The sequence below is a fragment of the Halorubrum halophilum genome, from assembly GCF_000739595.1.
Lineage (GTDB): Archaea > Halobacteriota > Halobacteria > Halobacteriales > Haloferacaceae > Halorubrum > Halorubrum halophilum.
This window is the reverse complement of record NZ_BBJP01000010.1, coordinates 59429-79008: the sequence shown is the minus strand read 5'-3', so window position 1 is coordinate 79008 and position 19580 is coordinate 59429. Positions and strand designations below refer to the sequence as shown.

The 19580-nt window shown below is 69.4% G+C and carries 15 protein-coding genes; 9 read left to right on the top strand and 6 right to left on the bottom strand.

The features are described 5' to 3' along the window. Positions 1–228: 228 nt before the first annotated feature. The gene (locus ACP96_RS03660) at positions 229–1437 is read right to left on the bottom strand and encodes a YeeE/YedE family protein (RefSeq protein WP_050032254.1); all 1209 of its coding nucleotides are present in this window, start codon (positions 1435–1437) and stop codon (positions 229–231) included. 154 nt (positions 1438–1591) lie between these two features. On the opposite strand from ACP96_RS03660, the gene ACP96_RS03655 reads away from it, so the two are divergent. The 5 genes from ACP96_RS03655 to ACP96_RS03635 all read left to right on the top strand — a co-directional run bounded on the left by ACP96_RS03655 (position 1592) and on the right by ACP96_RS03635 (position 5988). Next, positions 1592–2953, top strand: coding sequence for a YncE family protein (locus ACP96_RS03655; RefSeq protein ID WP_050032253.1), 1362 nt, complete (start codon positions 1592–1594; stop codon positions 2951–2953). Further along, positions 2950–4023, top strand: a complete 1074-nt coding sequence (locus ACP96_RS03650) for a sulfurtransferase (RefSeq protein WP_050032252.1) — start codon at positions 2950–2952, stop codon at positions 4021–4023. Before ACP96_RS03655 ends, ACP96_RS03650 begins: the two co-directional genes overlap by 4 nt. Continuing rightward, positions 4020–5048, top strand: a complete 1029-nt coding sequence (locus ACP96_RS03645; RefSeq protein ID WP_050032251.1) for a YncE family protein — start codon at positions 4020–4022, stop codon at positions 5046–5048. The genes ACP96_RS03650 and ACP96_RS03645 overlap by 4 nt, the downstream gene beginning before the upstream one ends. Positions 5049–5116: 68 nt before the next feature. Further along, the gene (locus ACP96_RS03640) at positions 5117–5500 is read left to right on the top strand and encodes a SaoD/DsrE family protein (RefSeq protein ID WP_050032250.1); all 384 of its coding nucleotides are present in this window, start codon (positions 5117–5119) and stop codon (positions 5498–5500) included. Between the two features lie 134 nt (positions 5501–5634). Next, positions 5635–5988: a DsrE family protein gene (locus tag ACP96_RS03635; RefSeq protein WP_050032249.1), complete on the top strand. Its 354-nt coding sequence runs from the start codon at positions 5635–5637 to the stop codon at positions 5986–5988. Positions 5989–6027: 39 nt separating this feature from the next. Here the strand turns inward: ACP96_RS03635 and cmk are convergent, their stop codons facing one another. Then, complete coding sequence (gene cmk / locus ACP96_RS03630) at positions 6028–6642, bottom strand: (d)CMP kinase (RefSeq protein WP_050026449.1); 615 nt, start codon at positions 6640–6642, stop codon at positions 6028–6030. Between the two features lie 132 nt (positions 6643–6774). Between cmk and ACP96_RS03625 the strand changes: the two genes are divergently transcribed. Beyond that, positions 6775–9615: an ATP-dependent helicase gene (locus tag ACP96_RS03625; RefSeq protein WP_050032247.1), complete on the top strand. Its 2841-nt coding sequence runs from the start codon at positions 6775–6777 to the stop codon at positions 9613–9615. 782 nt (positions 9616–10397) lie between these two features. Here the strand turns inward: ACP96_RS03625 and ACP96_RS03620 are convergent. Both ACP96_RS03620 and ACP96_RS03615 read right to left on the bottom strand, forming a co-directional pair. Next, entirely contained in the window at positions 10398–12053 is a 1656-nt protein-coding gene (locus ACP96_RS03620; RefSeq protein ID WP_050032246.1) for a DUF2070 family protein, read from the bottom strand. After that, complete coding sequence (locus ACP96_RS03615; RefSeq protein WP_050032245.1) at positions 12054–13085, bottom strand: glycosyltransferase; 1032 nt, start codon at positions 13083–13085, stop codon at positions 12054–12056. Between the two features lie 297 nt (positions 13086–13382). On the opposite strand from ACP96_RS03615, the gene ACP96_RS03610 reads away from it, so the two are divergent. Next, a complete protein-coding gene (locus ACP96_RS03610) occupies positions 13383–14861 on the top strand; it encodes a bifunctional ADP-dependent NAD(P)H-hydrate dehydratase/NAD(P)H-hydrate epimerase (protein ID WP_050032243.1) in 1479 nt (492 codons plus the stop codon). Further along, entirely contained in the window at positions 14854–15372 is a 519-nt protein-coding gene (gene moaC, locus ACP96_RS03605; RefSeq protein WP_050032242.1) for a cyclic pyranopterin monophosphate synthase MoaC, read from the top strand. Before ACP96_RS03610 ends, moaC begins: the two co-directional genes overlap by 8 nt. Before the next feature lie 43 nt (positions 15373–15415). On the opposite strand, the gene fdhF is transcribed toward moaC, so the two are convergent. Beyond that, entirely contained in the window at positions 15416–17578 is a 2163-nt protein-coding gene (gene fdhF, locus ACP96_RS03600) for a formate dehydrogenase subunit alpha (RefSeq protein WP_050032241.1), read from the bottom strand. Between the two features lie 142 nt (positions 17579–17720). Between fdhF and ACP96_RS03595 the strand changes: the two genes are divergently transcribed. Further along, on the top strand, positions 17721–18377 hold the full coding sequence (locus ACP96_RS03595) for a hypothetical protein (protein ID WP_050032240.1): 657 nt from the start codon (positions 17721–17723) through the stop codon (positions 18375–18377). Between the two features lie 6 nt (positions 18378–18383). On the opposite strand, the gene ACP96_RS03590 is transcribed toward ACP96_RS03595, so the two are convergent. Beyond that, positions 18384–19556, bottom strand: a complete 1173-nt coding sequence (locus ACP96_RS03590; RefSeq protein WP_050032239.1) for a glycine cleavage system aminomethyltransferase GcvT — start codon at positions 19554–19556, stop codon at positions 18384–18386. Positions 19557–19580: the final 24 nt, after the last annotated feature.

The following is a 19580-nucleotide window of genomic DNA, read 5'->3' as shown; positions in this document are numbered from 1 at the left end:
GATTCTCTCCTCGTAGAAAGATCGTGTCAGCGTTGTCGGATTCACTCCCGGCGTAAACGCCGGGATTCTCTCCTCGTAGAAAGATAGCCGAGCGGCTGGAGCTCTGGAGACGTTCTCCGCGCTAGTAGCACCAATTTATAAGTGAGTGGCTGGAGATTCGAAGACCCTCATAGCCACAAAAAGACCCGATTCGGCGTATCAACCGACGAATTCGATCGAGAGTCCTACTTAAATCGCGCAGCCGACCTCGCGGTACATGTAGTGGGTCATCACGTAGACGCCGAGGATGATCCCCGCGCCGGCGATGAAGGAGTGGACCGACAGCAGCGCGATCCCCGAGAAGAGGTTCGCGATGTTACAGCCCGCCGCGAGCCGCGATCCGACGCCCATCAGGAGCCCGCCGATCGCGTAGTTCGGCACCCGGTTCAGCTTCGGCTTCCGGACCCTGAAGTCGCCGGAGGCGTACGCGGCGATGAAGGAGCCGACGATCAGCGACGAGATCATCACCATGTCGATGGTCAGCGAGATGTTCCCGTCGCGGAACAGGATCGACCCCCAGTACTCGACGCTCGCTACGTCGAACCCGGCCCCGGAGAGCAGGTAGCCGGCCCAGCGCGCCTCGCTGCCGGTGATCGCCCAGTGGCCGTGCACGTAGAACCAGAGGCTCGCGACGAGCGCCATCGCCACGCCCGCGGTCCGCGCGTCCCACGAGTCGCGGAGCCGGACCGTCAGCGGCCGGTCGTCGTCGCGGATCCCACGGACGTACTCGACGGTCCCGTCGGCGATGCCGTGTAGGCCGACCGAGACGGCCGAGAGCGTTCGGGAGGCGCCGACCGCCGCCTGCGCGCGGGTGTCGGCCCCGACTCCCGCTCCGCCGGAGGGGTCGTCGGGGAGCTGACTCCTCCCCTTCACCAACGCGTACGCGAGGGTGCCGAGCGACACCGCCAGCACCCCCGTCACGGCCGGGGAGAACGGCAGCGAGAGGTACAGCGTCTGTCCCTCGAACGGGTTCAGCGTCGCGAAGTAGTACGTCTCGGCGACGGGGAACGCGAACGCGAACAGGACGTAGCCGACGAACATGAACAGGAGCACGAGCCAGAACTGGATGTACCCTTGTCCGGCGCGGTAGAGAGTCCCGGACGCGCAGCCGCCGGCGAGGGTCATTCCGAGGCCGAAGACGAAGCCGCCGATCAGCGAGCCGAGTCCCCACGCGGGCGTCCAGAAGCCGCGGAAGTACCCGAACGTGGCCTGGATACTCCAGAACACGGTCATCACGGCGATCCCGGCGAGCAGCCCCTTCAGCACGCGGGTGTCTTTGAACGCGACGAAGTCGCGGAAGGCGCTGACGAAGCAGAACCGCGCCTTCTGTAACAGGATCCCGAACGACAACCCGACCGCGATAGAGACGCCGATGTAGGCGACGGGCGACAGCAACATTACCGGAACACACGCTCCCGGACGTAAAGCGTCGCCGGAGACGGTAACGGCTCCCTCGGGTCGGAGGACGGCGCAATAGTTGCCGTTACGTGACACACGGGGCAACGAACGAGGCGTCCGGGGAGACTTTAGCCGTGAGACGCGTCGCACGGGTATGAGCGACGACTGCGGCTGCGGGACGACCAACGCGGATTCGTGTCCCTCGGGGGCCGACGCGGATCCCCGCCCCGCGAAGGGGAGCGATCTGGCGAACGACGACCGTCGGAATCCCTTCGCGGAAGGTATCGACCGGCGGCGCCTCCTCAAGAGCTCCGGCGCCGTCGGCGCGACCGCGGCCCTCGCCGGCTGTTCCGGCGGGGGCGGCGGAAGCGGCGGCGAGGACGATCCAGTGCCGACGATGTTCGTGTTCAACAACGGCGACCGGACGGTGAGCGTCATCGACGCCGAGTCGGACGAACTCGTCGCCTCGCCGTTCCTCGGGACAACGGCGTCGTTCCCGGCCAACCAGTACTCCACCGGAATCGACGACGACCACGACGTGCTCTGGCTCAACGTCTCCGGGGGCGTCCGCGGCGTCGACCAGCGGACACTGGAGGAGGTCGCGTACGTCGAAACCGGCTACGGCCCGAACTACCCGAACGTCACTCCCGACGGGAACCACCTGCTGATCGCCTCGGGCGGCACCACCGGGATGGAGCCCGAGGGCGACGAGAACCACGCGATCTTCCGCGTCGACGCCGACCGCGACAGCGAGGCCTTCGGCGAGGTGACCGCGGAGATCGAGACCGGCTACGTCGGCCCCTGCGACATGACGCTCGGGCCCGACGGCGACTACGCGTTCGTCGTCGACGTGGCCGACGAGGCGATCCGCGTGCTGAGCGTCGACCCCTTCGAAACGGTCGCGCGCGTCGACGCGGGCGAGCCGGTGACCGACGGGAACGTTCTCCCGTTCATGTGTACCTCCTCCTTTGACGGGGAGCTCCTCCTCGTGGAGAACGGCGAGGGGACGCTCGGCGGCGAGCCCGAGGTGCCTCGTGAAGGCTCCGAGAGCGTCTGGGACGTCTCCGACCCGGAAAACCCAGAGGAACTCGCGAAGATCACCCGCGACGACGGCCTGCCGGGGGCGCCGATCACGAGCGAGGTCTCGCCGGACAACACCGCGGCGTACCTCTTCATCCCCGGGGAGGGCGTCGGCGTGATCGACTTGGAGGCCAACGAGTACGAGACGACCCTCGACGTCGGCGGCAGCAGTATCTCGGGCTCGTGGGGGCCCAACCGCGAGAAGCTGTACGTCCCCGTGCAGGACGCGAACCAGGTGGCCGTGATCGAACACGAGAGCCGCGAGGTCGTCGAGACGATCGAGGTCGGCGAGGCGCCCACGGGCGCCGCCGCCGGCACCGTCCGTCCGGAAGGCGACGCCGTGGCGAACGTCCAGGGATCGCTCGCCTCGCTCGGGATCACGTTCGGCGAGATGGAGGCGTCGTGGTGTATGGACGGCCACTGCTACTGCGGATGACGGGACAGAAACCGGACGCCGACGGCGCCGACGGTGAAAACGCGACCCGTCGCGGCCTGCTACGAGCGGCCGCGGGCGCGACCGTCGCGGGCGCGGCGAGCACGGCCGGCTGTCTCAGCGTGACGACCCCCGCCGACGTGGCGGCGCAGAACGAGGTGTCGGGGAACGTGGGCCACTTCGTCGGGCCGAGCTGGCTCGCCGACAACCGCGAGGACGCCGTCGTCCTCGACGCGCGCGACGCAGAGCGGTTCCGCGAGGAGCGCATCTATCGCGCCCGGCGCGTGCCGTTCGACGCGATCACGGCCCGCAAGTCGACCGACGAGGGAGCCGTTCCCGACACCGACGCGATCGCGGACGCGTTCGGCGAGATCGGCCTGACCCCCGACGACGACGTGCTCGTCTACGGCGCGAGCGTCGGGTCCCGCGTCACCCGCGTCGCGTTCGCGCTCGCTGCGGTCGGTCACGAGGGGGCTATCCGCGTCCTCAACGGCGGGCTCTCCGCCTGGAACGGTCGCCTCGGGACGGGGTCGCGGGACCGCGTCTCGCCGACCGACTACGAGCCGGACCCCGCGACGTCGACGTGGGTCACCCGCGAGTGGCTGGCCGACGGGGCCGGGACGTTCAACGCGGACGGCCCGGGGCTGGTCGACGTGCGCATGCCGGAGGCGTACCTCGCCGCGGCGGGCTCCGACGTCCTGAACGAGGACCACGACCGCCACGGCCACCTCCCCGGCGCGATCGACGTGCACTGGGTCGGCAACGTCGACGGCCGGCGGATGACCGACCCCGGCCGGCTCGTCCAGCTGTACGAGGTCGAAGGCGAACTGGACCGGAGCGAGACGGTCGTCGTCTACGGCGGCGACAACGTGGACCCGACCTCGACGTGGCTGACGCTGAAGGCGATCGGCTTCGAGGACGTGCGGCTGTACGACGGCGGCTTCGGCGAGTGGGCGAACGTCCAGGGCGACCGCGGTCGGTACCCCGTCGAGACGGCGACGAACGTCGTGGTCGAGACGGACGGGAGCGTCGGCGGCGACGACGGCGGCGGCGACTTCTCCTGTACGGGATGACCGGGGGCGACGGACGGACCGACGCACCCGCCGACCGCGTCCTCGCGGTCCCCTGCGAGGGCGACGACCTCCTCGCGCTGTTCGCGCTCGACACGGGAGAGCGGCTCGGCGAGGTCCCGGTCGGGAGCCATCCGGTCCACGCGACGACGTGTCGCGGACGGACCGTCGTCGCGACCATGGGCGAGCGGTCCGTCACCGCGGTCGACCCGAGCGGGGAGGTAACGAGAGTCGAGACCGGCGTGTTGGGCCCGTCGCATTTCGCGGTCGCGAACGGCGAGCTGTACGTCTCCTGTTCCGCCGGCGACGCCCTTGCCGTCGTCGACCCCGAGACCCTGACGCTCGTCGACCGCGTCGCGGTCGGCGCGGAGCCGCACGAACTCGCGGTCGCCTCGGGCGGCGAACGGCTCTACTCTGGGAGCCGCCGCGAGGGCGTCGTCGACGTCGTCGACACCGGGAGCCGCGAGCGGATCGGCGCGATCGACGCCGGGCCGGACGCCCGCGTGCAGGGCGTCGCGGTCTCGTCGGACGGGGAGCGCGGGTACGCGGTCGACCAGCGCGGCGCCCGCGTCGTCGCCTTCGAGACCGGGGGTGATGTCGCGGGAGACGCCGCCTCCGCCGGACCGGTCCGCGCCGAGGCCGCGGTCGGCGCCGACCCGTACGACCTCGTCGCGACCGGGAACCGCGTGTTCGTCCCCGGCCGCGGCGACGGCGTCGTCCACGAGTTCGACCGGGAGCTGGAGTTGACCGCGGTCCACGAGGGGTTCTCGCGCCCCGTCGACGTCTTCGAGGTCGCCGGCGACTGGTGGGTGCTCGACGCGGGCGCCGCCCGACTCCGGTCGTTCGACGGCGCGGTCGTCGAGACGCCGGCGCCCGGGCTGGTCGCGACGCCGGTCGGCGGAGCAGGAGACAGGCGGCTCGCCGTCTCGCACTACGACGACGACCGGGTGTCCCTCGTCGACGTCGACTCCGGGACCGTCTGGACCGCGGAGTCGCCGGCGTACCCGTTCGGCTCCGTCGTGGTCTGAGCGTCACCGATAGCGGGGAGCCATGCCGGAGTCGGGTGAGCCATTCCCCGGCCCGTCGTGGTCGGCGCATGAAGGTGGCGTACGTCTTCGCGACGGCCGGACAGACCATCGACTACGTGCTCGGAGACATGATCCTCCCGCAGTTGGAGGCCGAGGCCCACGGCGTCGACGTGGTCGGAATGTTCTTCTTCCACGACAACACCTACGCGCTCCGCGAGGACGACCCGCTGGGGCAGCGACTCGCCGACGTGGCGGCCGAACAGGACATCCTGCTCATGCTGTGCGACCAGTGCGCGACCCGCCGGGGGCTCGCCGAGTTCGACCACACCGACGAGCACGGTCGCGACCACTACGAGCCGACCGACACCGTGGAGGGCGCGACCGTCGGTTGCTTCCCGGACCTCTACGAGGCGCTCGGCGAGATCGGCGTCGACCACGTGATCACGCTGTAGGCGCGTCGAAGGCAGTCGGTTCGCGATCGCTCGCGCTCTGAGCCTACCGTGGTATGTCACGACGTGTCGAATCGGCGCTGACGACACACAGCCGCGGACGGGTTTTGTAGCGGTGTCGGGTACGTGTGTGTACGATGGCAAAAGCGGCAATCGTGATTCTCGCCGGCAACGAATCGCACGCAGACTACGGCCGCCTCGCGAACGCCCTGGAAGCAGCCAAGGAGTTCGCCGAGAACGACGACGAGCTGGAGCTCATCTTCGACGGCGCCGGAACGCAGTGGATCCCGGAGCTCGAAGACGAGGAGAGCGACTACCACGAGCTCTACCAGGCGGTCCGCGACGACGCGGCGGTCTGTGACTACTGTTCCGGCGCGTTCGGCGTCGACGAGGCGGTCGCGGACGCCGGACTCGTCACGCTCGACGAGTACGACGGCCACCCAAGCATCCGCTCGCTCGTCGACGACGACTACGAGATCATCACGTTCTGACTCGGGCGGTCGGCCGACTCGACCGGATTTTGCGGCCGCCTAGATATCGAAGTCGGGCGTGTCGAACGCCCCCTCGTCGGCCTCCACGTCGTACCCCTCGATCGCCGTGAGCGCGAGGTCCAGCGTCGCCTCGGCGTCCCAGCGCCCCGTGTTGATCGCCAGGTCGTAGATGGAGCGATCGGAGAGGTCGATCCCGTAGTACGACTGGTAGCGCTGTTCCTCGATCACTTCGCGGACCTGCATCTCCGAGGTCATCTCCTCGCGGTCGAGGGTGCGGTTGGCGCGCACCTCGTCGGGCGCGTCGAGCCAGATTCGCATGTCGGCGCGGTTGCCGGCGATCCAGCCGGCGAGCCGCGATTCGAGGACGAACGCCTTGTTCGCGGTCCCCCACTTCTCGGCGATCCGGCGGAGCCGCTCGTCGAGCGCGCGGTCGATCTCCTCGGACTCGCCGGCCTTCGCGATCAGTTGCGAGAGGCTCATGTCGCGCTCGGCGGCGATCTCACGGAACAGCTCGCCACCGGAGACGTAGCCGCAGTCGAGCGCGGCCGCGATCCCCTCCACCAGCGTCGTCGCGCCGCAGCCCGGCGGCCCCGAGACGGTGACGAAGAGGTTCCGGTCGATCTCCCGTTCCGCCGTCGCCGAGGTTCCACTCATACGTGCGCCGCCACGTGCGGATCCCGGATAAACCGGCCGGTTCGCGCGAACGCGGTCGACTCGCGTGAAGGCGCGGCGTACCTCGTCGATCCCGACGTAACCGCTTTCCCGCGCCGCGCCCAGAGTCCGACAGTGAGCGAACTCACCGACAGCGGCTCGGACGGGGACGGGGAGCGCTCCGACCCGTCGCCGTCCGCGCGGGCGCTCCTCCGCGAGGCGCTCGCGGTTGAGGACGCGCCCACGGTCGAGTTCGATCCGGAGACGGTCCCGCTCCCCGACGCCGACGTGCTCGACCGCCTCTCGCCGCCGGTCCGCCGGTGGTGGGTCTCGGAGTTCGCGGCGTACGCCGGCGAGAACGGCGGCCTGTTCACCCCGCCGCAGCGCGGGACGATCCCTCGCGTCGCCGACGGGGAGAACTGCCTCGTCGCCGCGCCGACGGGGAGCGGGAAGACGCTCGCCGCCTTCACCGCGGTCCTCGACGACCTCTTCGAGCGCGAGCGGGCCGGCGAGCTGGAGAACTCCGTCTACTGCCTGTACGTCTCCCCGCTGAAGTCGCTCGCGAATGACATCGAGCGCAACCTCGAAGCGCCGCTCGACGGGATCGCGGCTGAGATCGCGGCCGAGGGTGAGACAGGTAAAGACGAGGGGACCGCTCCCGACCCCGGCGTCCGACAGGCGATCCGCCACGGCGACACGAGTAAAGCCGATCGGCAGGCGATGCTGGAGGAGACGCCGCACGTGCTCAACACCACGCCCGAGACGCTGGCGATCCTGCTCAACGCCCCGCGGTTCAGGGAGAAGCTCCGCACCGTCGAGTACGTCGTCGTCGACGAGATCCACGCGCTGGCGGACAACAAGCGCGGCACCCACCTCTCGGTCTCGCTGGAGCGGCTGACGGAGCTGGCCGACGGCTCACCGACCCGGATCGGCTGCTCCGCGACGGTCGAACCGCTCGACGAGGTCGCCGACTTCCTCGTCGGGCGCGAGCGCGTCGCCGGCGAGGTCGGCGACGCCGACGGGTTCGCCCCCCGCGACTGCGAGGTGGTGGACGCACGGTTCGGCCGCGAGTTCGACCTGCAACTTCGGACGCCGGCGGCCGACCTGATTCACGCGGACGGCTCGGTCGTCACCGACCGCTTCTACGACGCGCTCCACGAGCTAATCACGGACCACGAGAACACGCTGGTGTTCGCGAACTCGCGGTCGGGGGCCGAGCGCACCCTCCGGGAGCTGCGCGAGCGGTTCGACTACGACGAGTCGGACTCGGGCTGTCACCACGGGAGCCTCGGCGAGGGCCAGCGCGCCCGGATCGAGGAGGGGTTAAAGTCGGGCACGCTCGACGTGGTGACCACCTCGACGAGCCTCGAACTCGGCATCGACATGCCCCACCTCGATCTGGTCGTGCAGGTCGGGTCGCCGAAGTCGGTCGCGGCGCTGCTCCAGCGCGTCGGACGCGCGGGCCACAGCCCCGGCGAGACCGTCGAGGGGCGGGTGTTCGCGCTCGACCGCGACGAGCTCGTCGAGTGCGCGGCGATGCTCGCCCGGGCCGAGGAGGGATTCGTCGACGGCGTGTCGCTCCCCGAGGGCGCCGCCGACGTGGCCGCCCAACACGTCTACGGGATGGCGATCAACCGGGTCCGTCCAGACCGAGAGATCCGCGATATCCTCCGACGCGCGCATCCGTACCGTGAGTTCGGAGACGACGAGTACGAGCGACTGATGCGCTACCTCACCGGCGACTACGAGGGGCTCGCGGAGCGGAACGTCTACCCGAAGGTGTGGCGCGACGCGAACGACCCGCCGGACGGCGAACACCACCATGAAGAGTACTCGGTCGGCGAGACGCTCGTCGGGAAGCGCGGGCGGCTCGCGCGGGTCATCTACATGACGAACGTCGGGACGATCCCCGACTCGTTCGGCTGCGACGTGGTCACCCGCGACGGTGAGCCGGTCGGGACTCTCGACGAGAACTACCTCGACACCCTCTCGCCCGGCGACGTGTTCGCGCTGGGAGGCGAGCGGTTCGCGTTCCGCTACCGCCGCGGCTCGAAGGTCTACGCCGACCGAACCGACAAGCGCCCGACGGTCCCCACGTGGTACGCCGAGCGCCTCCCGCTGTCGGCCGATCTGGCGGCGGAGGTGCTCGCGTTCCAGGCCGACCTGCTCGACCGGCTGGAGGACGGCGGTCCGCCCGCGGTCCGCGCGTGGCTCCGGGAGCTTCCGATCGACGGGAACTCGGTCCGGGCGATCACTCGCATGTACGACGAGCAGGTCGCGTACGCGGGCGCGGAGAGCGTGTCGACCCCGTCGCGACTCGCCGTCGAGGAAGTGCTCGACCGCGACGCGTACAAGCGCCGGTTCCATGTCCACTCCACCTACGGCCGGCGGTTCAACGAGGGCCTCTCGCGGCTGATCGCCGCCGAGTGCCGTGCCCGCACCGACGCCGAGCCGACGGTCGCGGTCTCGGACCGCGGGTTCAGCCTCGCGCTCCCGCTGAACCGCAAGGTCGACGTGGCCGGAATCCTCCGCGATCTGGACCCCGAGACGGTCCGCAGGGACCTCCGGGCGGCGCTGGAAGGGACCGACCTCCTCCAGCGCTACTTCCGGATCAACGCGACGCGCTCGCTCATGATCCTCAAGCGGTACAAGGGGTACGAGAAGTCGGCCGCCGAACAGCAGGTGTCCGCCGAGACGCTGCTCTCGCTCGCGGAAGGGCTCGACGGCTTCGCGGTGATCGAGGAGACGTACCGCGAGCTGTTGGACGACCGGCTCGACGCGCCCCGGATCCACGCGGTGGCCGAACGGATCGCCGAGGGCGACCTCGCGGTCGTCGATCAGACGGTCGACTCGCCGACCCCGCTCGCGTTCGGGCTCGCGACGCTCGTCGACTCGGACGCGGTGCTCGCGGACGACGAGTCGGCCGCACTCCGGGAGTTCCACGAGCGGGTTCGGGCGGCGATCGACGATTCGTAGGAGCTCCCGACGCTGTTTCCCAAATGCGTGACAGATTTCACAGCGGTTGCGAGCAGCGATCACTGTCGGTGCGGTGACGGTTGATCACGGGAGTGGGTGTTGCAGATCGGTGGTGGCGATCCAGTATTTAAATAATCGTGAGCGCTAGCGACGATCACTTATAAAGAACGATGTGGTCGGCGCGCCCCGGTGAGCGGCCGCCATCGGCGGCCGCGAATCGCGAGGGACCGAAGGTCCCTCTGGCAGCCGGCGGCGAAGCCGCCGGCGACGCCGGTGCGAGGGAGTCGCTGGCGGCAGCCGCCGCCAGCGACAGGGCGAGAGCGGAGCTCTCGCTTGCAACCGGACGTAGTCCGGTGACGAGGCTGGGGAGGTGTGAGGTGCTGTGCGGTTGCGGTGCGAGGCGGGACTCAAAGGGGCAGTCGCCGGCGGCTTCGCCGCCGGCTGCCAGAGGCGCGAAGCGCCTCGCTGCCGCTGCGGACGGCGCAGGCGTTCACGAGAGCGAAGCTCTCGTGAGCCAATCAGAACGCTTCGCGTTCTGATGACGACGCAAGCACCGCAACGAGGGAGCGTCAGCGACCGAGTGAGGCGCGTAGCGAGCGTGCGCCGTCCGCAGCGGCTGGGGCTTTGGAGGTCTTCACCGCAGCACCGTCGTACCCTTATAAACAGCCGACAGCAACCCCACTCGATCACTTATAAACAACCACCCTACAACCGTACTATACCTACTCCCGGTATTGATCGCCGTTGTACCGACCCCGCTCGGGAGAGAACGGCCCCGCCGGTCAGAAGAACAGCCAGATGACGAGCAACGCGTACAGCATCGCGAGCGCGATGATCGTCAGCCGGATCAGGATGTTGACGCTGAACACGAGCCCGTTGTAGTCGTTCTTCAGGAGCTTTAGCGGGCGGGTCCGCCGGCTCGCCAAGCCGATCGTCGCGGGGGCCACGTCGTCGGCGGCGCGCTCGACGGCCTCGCGCAGCGCGTCGATGTCCGACCGCGTCGTGTTCGCGAGTTCGTGGATCGAGGCGTGGGTGTCCGTCGAGAAGATCAGCACCTCGTCGAACTCCTCGCGGTAGTCGGCCGCCAGCGCCCGCACGTCGGGCGTGACCCCGTTGGTGTCGATTCCCAGTAACAGCGTCTCCTGGCCGTCGACCGACTCGACGAGCGCCGCTACGTCCTGATCCGCGCGTCGGACCGCGAAGCCGGCCGCGTAGTCGCGGAGCGGCGCGTCGGCGAGCCGGTCGCGGAAGTCGTCGAAGTGACGCTTCAGCCGGTCCGCCTCGGCGGAGCCGTACAGTACCTCCTTTGCCGGCCCATTCTGGAGGTCGTGTTTGTGGAGGTCCACGAGCAGCACCTCCGACTCGTCCACGTCGCCCATGAACACGCCCGTGTCGTAGTCGTCGATCCCCTCGCCGTGGAGGAAGATCATCTGCTTGTCGCCGATCCGCCGGCCGTAAAACTCGATCTCGCCGTAGTCGTGGCTCACCAGCCGCGACGCGCGGGCGCCGCGCTCGGGGTCCGCGACCGCGTCGAGGATCTTCTCGGCGTCCTCCGGGTTCGAGAGATCCTCCTTGTGCGTGCAGGGGACGTGGAGGAAGAACCCGCGTTCGCCCTCGTCGCCGTCGTTTAAGGCGTCGATGACGTTCCCGCTCAGCTGCCCCCCGCCGAACCCGCCGAGCGGACCGGGGTGGACCCAGGGCGCGGCGAGCGTCAGCCGGTCGCCGTTGTCGATCGCCAGCGTCTCGACGGCGGGCTCGGCCTCGACGCCCAGGTCGAGCGAGGCGCGGTCGTTCTGCAGGATACCGGAGGTGAGTTCGAACGCGGAGACGTCGGTGTTGCTCCGGATGAGGTAGTCGACGATCGCGAGCACCAACACGAGGAACGCCGCCGCGATGAGCAGCGAGGCGAACGCGAACACGTGGCGATACGTCGAGAACCCCAGATCCCCGCCGGCGAACGCGTAGAACGCGGCGATCAGCGCCGCCGGCTCGGCGAGCGCGACGAGGAGGATCCGCTTGTAGCGGTCGATCCCCGTCGAGACGACGAGCGCGAGGATGTTGATCAGGTAGACCGTGATGAAGAGGAGCCAGACGATGCTCCACGCGTTCCCCACGTCGTTGGCCCCGGAGAGGACCAGCGCGTGGATGAACAGGACGAACTGGTTGATCAGGGCCAGAAAGAAGCTCCACGTCCGCGGATACCCCGGGAGGACGCGGTGGAACAGCTCCCCGGCGAGCAGGAAGGGGAGAAGGAAGAGCAGCACCGCGACCGGGAGGAGCGTCGACGGCTCGGGGGACAGCGGCGTGAACGCCGAAAGGGCGGCGAACGAGACGACGCTGTAAACGACTGCGAGAACCGCCATCGCGGGGAGCTGTCGAGAGAGCGGCGGCACGCTGAACACCAGCCGTTGGAACACGTCGACGTTGTCCGCGCCCATCTACGACACCCCGTATATCTCCTCCAAGTCGTCTATCGTTCGCTCGACGGAGAACCCCTCGACCGCCGCGCGAGTCTGTCTGTCCCCGTCGAGGCAGTCGGCGACGGCGCGCCCCATGTCGGTGAGGTCGCCGTGTTCGAACCGGGCGCCGTTGTCCGGCCCGATGGTGCGGTCGAACGGGGGCACGTCGGCGGCGGCGACCGGGGTCCCGCAGGCGTTCGCCTCCAGCGTCGAGAGTCCGAGCGTGTCGCAGGTCGAGGCGGTGACGAAGACGTCGAGCGCGGAGTAGAACGCCGGGAGGTCCTCCCGCGGGAGGAAGTCGCGGAACCGGACGTTCTCCGGCGCGCCGCGTTCGAGGTCGTCCCGGACCGGCCCCTCGCCGACCAGCTCGAACCGCAGGTCGGGTCGCCGCTCGGCCAGCCGGAGGAGTTCGTCGACGTGCTTCTTCCGGGCCATCCGGCCGCTGTACCCCACCGTCGGTTCGTCGTTCGCGAACTTCGAGTCGGACACCGGTCGGAACGTGTCGATCTCGATGCCAACGGGGAGCTTTCGCGGCGTCACGTCCCGTCGGATCCGCGAGGTCGACGCGGTGACGCAGTCGAACGACTGGAGGAACCGGTTCTCGTAGGCCACGTACGCCCGGCCGGCGATCCCGGCCAGCGACTCCAGTTTCAGCCCCTGAACGAAGTAGTCCTCCACGGGCGTGTGGTGGGTGTAGACGGAGGTCACGTCGCGCTTCTTCGCGTATCGGCGACCCATCAGGCCGGTCGAGGCCGGGCCGTGGCAGTGGACAACGTCCAGATCGGGAAGCGTCGAGAGGCGTCGATACAGCGGAACGCGGTACTGGCGGTAGAAGAGGTTCGGTAGCGACGGCACGGGGATCTCGCGATCGCCGGGCTCGTGGCTGCTCGCCGGGTAGACGACGTACACCTCGTGGCCGCGGTCCTCGAGCCGGTCCCGCCACGCGCGGATCGTGTACGTCACGCCGTCGATGCCGGGGAAGTAGCTGTCCGTGAAGAATCCGATGTTCATGCGAGGGTTCGCCGTCGTCGCGTCGTCTGTCGCACGTCTCTGCCGGGGCACTCGTCGGCGTCCGACGACCGCGCCGATCCGCCGTGGATCGGTGTGGGGGTCGCCGAAACGCCGTTGCACTGAGGCCGTTCCGCAGCGCCGTTGTCGTATTCAAGCTGTGCCACAGTTGTTGTGTCGCGGATTTCCTTCGGACGTGCATCAACATTTTCATTTCCCGACTGCCCCGCTTCTGGAAGCGAAGAGGCCGTTCCGCCTCGCGGCCCCACAATTAATCACTCGGCGCGCGAACGCCTCCCCATGATCACGACCGATCGGATGGCGGCGGTCGACGCCAACGCCGCCGCCCTCGGCGTCCCGCGGAAGCAGCTGATGGAGTCGTCCGGCAACGCGGTCGCCCGCGAGGTCCGGGCGTTCGCGGACCCCGGCGCGAGCGTCGAACTCCTCTGCGGGCGCGGGAACAACGGCGGCGACGCGTTCGCGGCGGCGCGATTTCTCTCCGCGTACGACGTGACCGTCCGCCTGCTCGGGCGGCCCGAGTCGATCCGGACCGAAATCTCACGCGAGAACTGGGCGGCCCTCGGGAGCGCCGAGATCCCGACCGAAACCGTCACCGACGCCGTCGACCTCGCGCTTGACGACCCGGACGTGGTCGTCGACGCGATGCTCGGAACCGGAATTACCGGCGCGCTCAGAGAGCCGGAGCGCACCGCGGCGCGGCTGGCGAACGAGAGCGATGCCACGGTCGTCGCCGTCGACGTGCCCACCGGGATCGACGCCGACACCGGCGAGCCGACCGGGAGCGGGGCCGGGTCGGGGGGATCCGCCGAGAGCGACGCCGGCGACGCGGTCTACGTCGAGGCCGACCGCGTCGTGACCTTCCACGACGAGAAGCCCGGGCTGAGGGCGCTCGACGCGGACGTGACGGTCGCGGACATCGGCATTCCGAGGGCCGCGGAGCGGTTCACCGGTCCGGGCGACCTGCTCGGGATCGCGCGCGACCCGGACTCGCACAAGGGCGAGAACGGCGAGGTGCTCGTCATCGGCGGCGGGCCGTACACCGGCGCGCCGTCGCTCTCGGCCCGGTCGGCGCTCCGGACCGGCGCCGACCTCGTGCGCGTCGCCTGCCCGGAGACGGTCGCGGGGACGGTGCAGGGGTACTCCGCGGACCTGATCGTCCGCGGGCTCCCGGGGGACCGGATCGGCCCCGCCCACGTCGACCGCGCGCTGGAGCTCGCCGCCGGCAACGACGCCGTCGTGATCGGTCCGGGGCTCGGCGACGGCGACGGCGCACGCGAATTCGTCCGGGAGTTCCTGTCGCGGTACGACGGGCGCGCGGTCGTCGACGCCGACGCGCTGCGCGTCGTCCCCGAGGTCGACACGGGCGCCGAGCTGATCTGCACGCCCCACCAGGGCGAGCTGGTCGGCATGGGCGGCGAGACCGCGGACGACGCCGACGAGCGCGCGGCGCTCGTGCGGTCGTTCGCGGAGGAGATCGGTCACACCCTGCTGGTGAAAGGTGCGAAGGACGTGATCAGCGACGGCGACGCGGTCCGGCTGAATAGCACGGGCAACCCGGGGATGACCGTCGGCGGGACCGGCGACGTGCTCGCGGGCGCGGTCGGCGCGCTCGCGGCCGTGACCGACCCCCTTCGCGCGGCCGCGATCGGCGCGTACGTCAACGGGCTGGCCGGCGACGCGGCGGCCAAGGATATGGGGGACGGCCTCGTGGCGACGGACTTACCCGACCGGCTTCCCGAGGCGATGCGTGATGAGTGACGAGCGCGAGGAAGGTCCCGCTGGCGACCCCACCGACGACCTGACTCACACCGACGCGTCCGGCGAAGTCAATATGGTCGACGTGGGCGAGAAGCCCGACACGAGCCGCCGCGCGGTCGCGAGCGGCGAGATCCGGCTGACGCCCTCGACGGTCGCGGCGGTCGAGGCCGACGAGGTCGGGAAGGGCGACGTGCTCGCGACCGCGCGGGTCGGCGCGGTGCAGGCCGTCAAACACACGTGGGAGACGATCCCGATGTGCCACCAGATCCCGATCACGAACGTCGACACCGACTTTGCCGTCGGCGACGACCGGATCGAGCTGACGGTCGCGGTGGAGACGACCGGGAAGACCGGCTGCGAGATGGAGGCGCTGGAGGGCGTGACCACCGGGCTCAACGTCGTCTGGGACATGGTGAAGGCCGCGGAGAAGGACGACGACGGCGGCTATCCGGACACCGGAATCACGGACGTCGAGGTCGTCGAGAAGGAGAAGCGGACGCTCGGCGAGTAGCCGAATCGAAAGTCGGGGACAACGACGGCGGTGAGCCCTTCCGTCAGTCGTCTGCCGGCTCCGCGTCCCCCGCTTTCACGCCCTCATCGGGCTCCCCGCCGTCGGCGACGGTGACCGCGATGTCCGCCGCGGCGGCCTTGTACTCGGGGATCTTCGCCCGTTCGTCGAGCACGTCGTTCGTGAGGCGGTTCGCGGAGGCGGCCGCGAAGTGCGGGGTCGTCCAGACGACGCCCTCCTTGATGTCCTCCGTCACCTGCGCTTTCACCTCGATCTCGCCGCGGCGAGATTGGAGCGTCACCGTGTCGCCGTCCTCGATGCCGTACTCCGCGGCGTCGTTCGGGTGCACGTCGACGAAGTTCTCCGGGTGCTGGCGCATGAGCGTCGGCGACCGCCGGCTCATCGTCCCCGTGTTGTAGTGCTCTTCGAGGCGGGCGGTGGTGAGAATCAGCGGGTACTCCTCGTCGGGCACTTCGGCGGGGGGCTGGTGGCGCACGCCCTCGATCTGTCCGAGCCCGCTCTCGGTGTCGAACGAGTCCTCGTAGAGGTACTGGTCGCCCTCGTCGCCCTCCTCGTAGCAGGGCCACTGGATCCCGGTCTCGCCGAGCGCGTCGTAGGTCATCCCGTGGTAGATCGGACACACCTCGCGCAGCTCCTCGAAGACGGCCTCCACGTCGTCGAAGCGGAACTCGTCTTCGCTGAAGAGCCGGCTGCCGACCTCCATCAGGATCTCGAGGTCGTGTTTCGTGTTCTCGTGGACCTTTTCGGCGCCGCGCATGCGCTGGACGCGACGGTCGGTGTTGGTGACGGTGCCGCCGCGCTCCGCCCACGTCGTCGCCGGGAGGACCACGTCCGCGAGCTCGGCGGTCTCGGTCATGAAGATGTCCTGTGCGACCATGAACTCCAGCGACTCCAGGCGCTCCTCGACCTCGTTGCCGTCGGGCTCGCTCATCACGGGGTTCTCGCCCATCACGTACAGCCCCTTCACCGAGCGGCCGGCCTCGTGGGATATCTCCACGTTGGTGAGACCGGGCTCGTCGGGCACTTCGAACCCCCACACGTCCTCGACGCCCTCGCGGGCCTCGTCGTCGTCGACGAGCTGGTAGCCGGGGAGGACGTTCGGCATCGCGCCCACGTCGCTCGTCCCCTGGACGTTGTTCTGCCCGCGCAGGGGGTTGACGCCGGTGCCGGGCTTCCCGAGGTTCCCCGTGATCAGCGCGAGGTTGATCTCGTTCTGGACGTTGTCGACGCCGCAGGTGTGCTGGCTCATCCCCATCCCGGTGAAGATGGCCGCGTTGTTCGCCATCGCGTACTTCTCGGCGGCGAGTTCGATGTCTTCGAGGGGGACGCCGGCCTCCTCCGCGGCCGCCTCCTTGTCGAAGTCTTCGAGCGTCTCTTTGAGGTGTTCGAACCCCTCAGTGCGCTCCTCAATGAACGCCTCGTCGATCCAGCCCGCGTCGGGCTCCGCCTCGTGGCGTTCGAGGATCGTCTTCAACACGACGTTGAGGAGCGGGATGTCGGCGCCGGGCTTCACCTGTAGGTGCATGTGCCGCTCCGTCTCGTCGATCTCGAACGACCGGGTGGTCTTGTTGGCGTGGGGATCGACCTGGATGACCGTCGCGCCCTCCAGCACGGCCTGCCGGAAGTACTGGCTGTTGGCGATCGGGTGCTGCTCGCCGGGGTTCGCGCCCTGGATCCAGAACACGTCGGCCGACTCCTCCAAGTCGGCCATGCTGTTCGTCATCGCGCCCGCACCGAGGCTCGTCCGGAGCGCCCAGACGGTCGAGGCGTGGCACATCCGGGTGCAGTTGTCGACGTTGTTCGTGCCGTACCGGCGCGCGATCTTCTGGAGGAGGTAGTTCTCCTCGTTCATCGTCTTCGAGGAGCCGAAGAATCCCATCGCGTCGGGACCGTTCTCCTCGCGGATTCCCTCCATCTCCGAGACGATCCGCGAGTAGGCCTCCTCCCACGTCGCCTCGCGGAACTCCCCGTCCTCTTTTATAAGCGGCTCCGTCAGCCGGTCCTCGTGGTCGACGACCTGCGTCGCCGCACCGCCCTTGATGCAGACGCGTCCCTCGTTGACCGGCGCCTCGCCCCACGGCATGAAGTTCACGTCGCCGGGGTCGTCGCCTTGGTTCACCGAGATCCCGCAGCCGACGCCGCAGTACGGGCAGATGGTCTTCACCGGATCGTCGCCCTCAGTCGACATGGAACTCACCCTGACGTGCGATCATATGTCACGATCTGTGGTGCCATCTCAATGAGTGTGTCGGTGGTTTCCGTCGAGAGGCGACCCGAGGCGACGCGAGCGAGCGCCGAACCGTTTTGTCGACCGGGGTCGTTCGACGGGTATGGACCTCTCGCTCGCCGATGTCGAGGACCGCGTCGCCGACCACGTCGAGGCGTACCGGGAGTCGGCCCCCTTCCACCCGGTCGAGGCGGAGGCGATCGGATCGCTCTCGGACGCGTTTCGGGCCGGCGAGTACGGGAAGCGAGACGTGGACTGGGTCGTCCGCTGGTACTTCCGCCGGGCCGTGACCGACATCGACCACGAGGAGCGGCGGGCGGTCGAGGCGGCGGTCGCCGACACGGAGCCGCGGGAGCTACGTGGAGCGATGTGGGACGCGATCGACGCGCTCGACGAGGAGGCGGCCGACGGCGCCCGAGATCCCCCGCACCGCCGCGCCCTCGACGCGCTGACTCAGATTCCGGGAGTGGACACGGAAGTCGGCTCCGCGCTGCTGTGGTTCCTCGAACCGGACGAGTACTTCGTCGTCGGGGAGCGCGAGTGGGCGGTCGTCGCCGCCCTGACCGGCGACGCTCGCTCCGGCGCCGACCTCGACGGCCCGTACCCGGAGCCGATGACTGTCGACGCGTACGACCGATTCCTCGACGGGGTGCGAGACCTCGCCGACCGGCTCGGCGTCGACCACTGGCACCTGTACATGGTGATCCGGAGCGTTCACGCGGAGACAGTCGATGGAGAGGCGACCGCAGAAGAATCCTGATTGGGGTTACCGGTCCAAAAACGGCGGTATCACGATCTCGGCGCGCTTCTCGTCGCCGCGTACGACGACGCTCACCTCGGTGCCCGGCTCGGTGTAGTGCTCGTGGAGGTACCCCAACCCGATCGGCTCGTCGAGCGTGGGGCTCATGGTGCCGGAGGTGAGCTGCCCGACCCGCGTGAGGTCGCCGTCGGTGACGGCGTAGCCGTTGCGGGGGACGCCGCGTTCGAGCAGGCGGACACCGACGAACATCTCGTCGACGCCCTCCTCCTTCTGTGCTTCGAGGGCGTCGCGGCCGACGAACTCCGTGTCGAGCTTCACGACGAAGCCGATACGGGCCTCGTAGGGGGTCCGCGGCTCGGTCTCCGGGTCGAAGTCCTGTCCGGAGAGCAGGTAGCCCATCTCCGTGCGGAGGGTGTCGCGCGCGCCGAGCCCGCACGGCTGGGCGTCGCGGGGCGCGCCGACGAACGCCTCCCAAACGGTCTCGGCGTCGCCCGCGGGGCACATCACCTCGAAGCCGTCCTCGCCGGTGTAGCCAGTCCGAGCGACCCAGCTGTCGACCCCGTCGACCGCCGCGACCGTCGCCTCGAACTTCGAGAGGTCGACGACCCGGTCGGCGGGAGTGGCGTCGTCGAGGGCGTCGGCCGCGTCCGGCCCCTGCACCGCGATCATCGCCCAGTCGTCGGTCGCATTCGCCACCGCGGCGTCGAGCCCCTCGCCGTCGCGGTAGTCGACCCACCGGTCGTACATCCCCTCGTCGTGGCCGGCGTTGGGGACGAAGAGGTACGCGGGGTCGCCGGCGCCGGCGTCGAGGTCGCGGTCGAGTCCGGCGAGCGCGTCGGCGCCCTCTCCCGCCTCGATCCCGTCGGGGAGCCGGTAGACGACCGTGTCGTCGAGCATGACGCCGTCCTCGTTCGTGATCGCTGCGTACTGGGAGTCGCCCGGGTCGAGCGCCGTCACGTCGTTGGTGGTGAGGCGGTTCAGCAGGGTCGTCGCGTCCGGCCCGGACACCTCGATCTCGCCCATATGCGACACGTCGAAGACGCCGAGCGAGTCGCGGACTGAGGCGTGTTCCTCGCTGATCGAGTCGAACTCGACGGGCATCTGCCACCCGCCGAAGTCGGTGAACTTCGCGCCGCGTTCCTCGTGGAGTCCGTGGAGAGGAGTGCGTCGGTCTGGCATGGCTGACCCGTCTCTCGGCCCGAC

Bases quoted from the DNA above. Each gene is read 5' to 3' on its own strand.
- ACP96_RS03645 (WP_050032251.1), top strand. From the start codon at position 4,020: ATGACCGGGGGCGACGGACGGACCGACGCACCCGCCGACCGCGTCCTC.
- ACP96_RS03615 (WP_050032245.1), bottom strand. From the start codon at position 13,085: ATGAACATCGGATTCTTCACGGACAGCTACTTCCCCGGCATCGACGGC.
- ACP96_RS03610 (WP_050032243.1), top strand. From the start codon at position 13,383: ATGATCACGACCGATCGGATGGCGGCGGTCGACGCCAACGCCGCCGCC.
- ACP96_RS03640 (WP_050032250.1), top strand. From the start codon at position 5,117: ATGAAGGTGGCGTACGTCTTCGCGACGGCCGGACAGACCATCGACTAC.
- ACP96_RS03620 (WP_050032246.1), bottom strand. From the start codon at position 12,053: ATGGGCGCGGACAACGTCGACGTGTTCCAACGGCTGGTGTTCAGCGTG.
- ACP96_RS03590 (WP_050032239.1), bottom strand. From the start codon at position 19,556: ATGCCAGACCGACGCACTCCTCTCCACGGACTCCACGAGGAACGCGGC.
- ACP96_RS03635 (WP_050032249.1), top strand. From the start codon at position 5,635: ATGGCAAAAGCGGCAATCGTGATTCTCGCCGGCAACGAATCGCACGCA.
- cmk (WP_050026449.1), bottom strand. From the start codon at position 6,642: ATGAGTGGAACCTCGGCGACGGCGGAACGGGAGATCGACCGGAACCTC.
- fdhF (WP_050032241.1), bottom strand. From the start codon at position 17,578: ATGTCGACTGAGGGCGACGATCCGGTGAAGACCATCTGCCCGTACTGC.
- ACP96_RS03595 (WP_050032240.1), top strand. From the start codon at position 17,721: ATGGACCTCTCGCTCGCCGATGTCGAGGACCGCGTCGCCGACCACGTC.
- moaC (WP_050032242.1), top strand. From the start codon at position 14,854: ATGAGTGACGAGCGCGAGGAAGGTCCCGCTGGCGACCCCACCGACGAC.
- ACP96_RS03650 (WP_050032252.1), top strand. From the start codon at position 2,950: ATGACGGGACAGAAACCGGACGCCGACGGCGCCGACGGTGAAAACGCG.
- ACP96_RS03660 (WP_050032254.1), bottom strand. From the start codon at position 1,437: ATGTTGCTGTCGCCCGTCGCCTACATCGGCGTCTCTATCGCGGTCGGG.
- ACP96_RS03655 (WP_050032253.1), top strand. From the start codon at position 1,592: ATGAGCGACGACTGCGGCTGCGGGACGACCAACGCGGATTCGTGTCCC.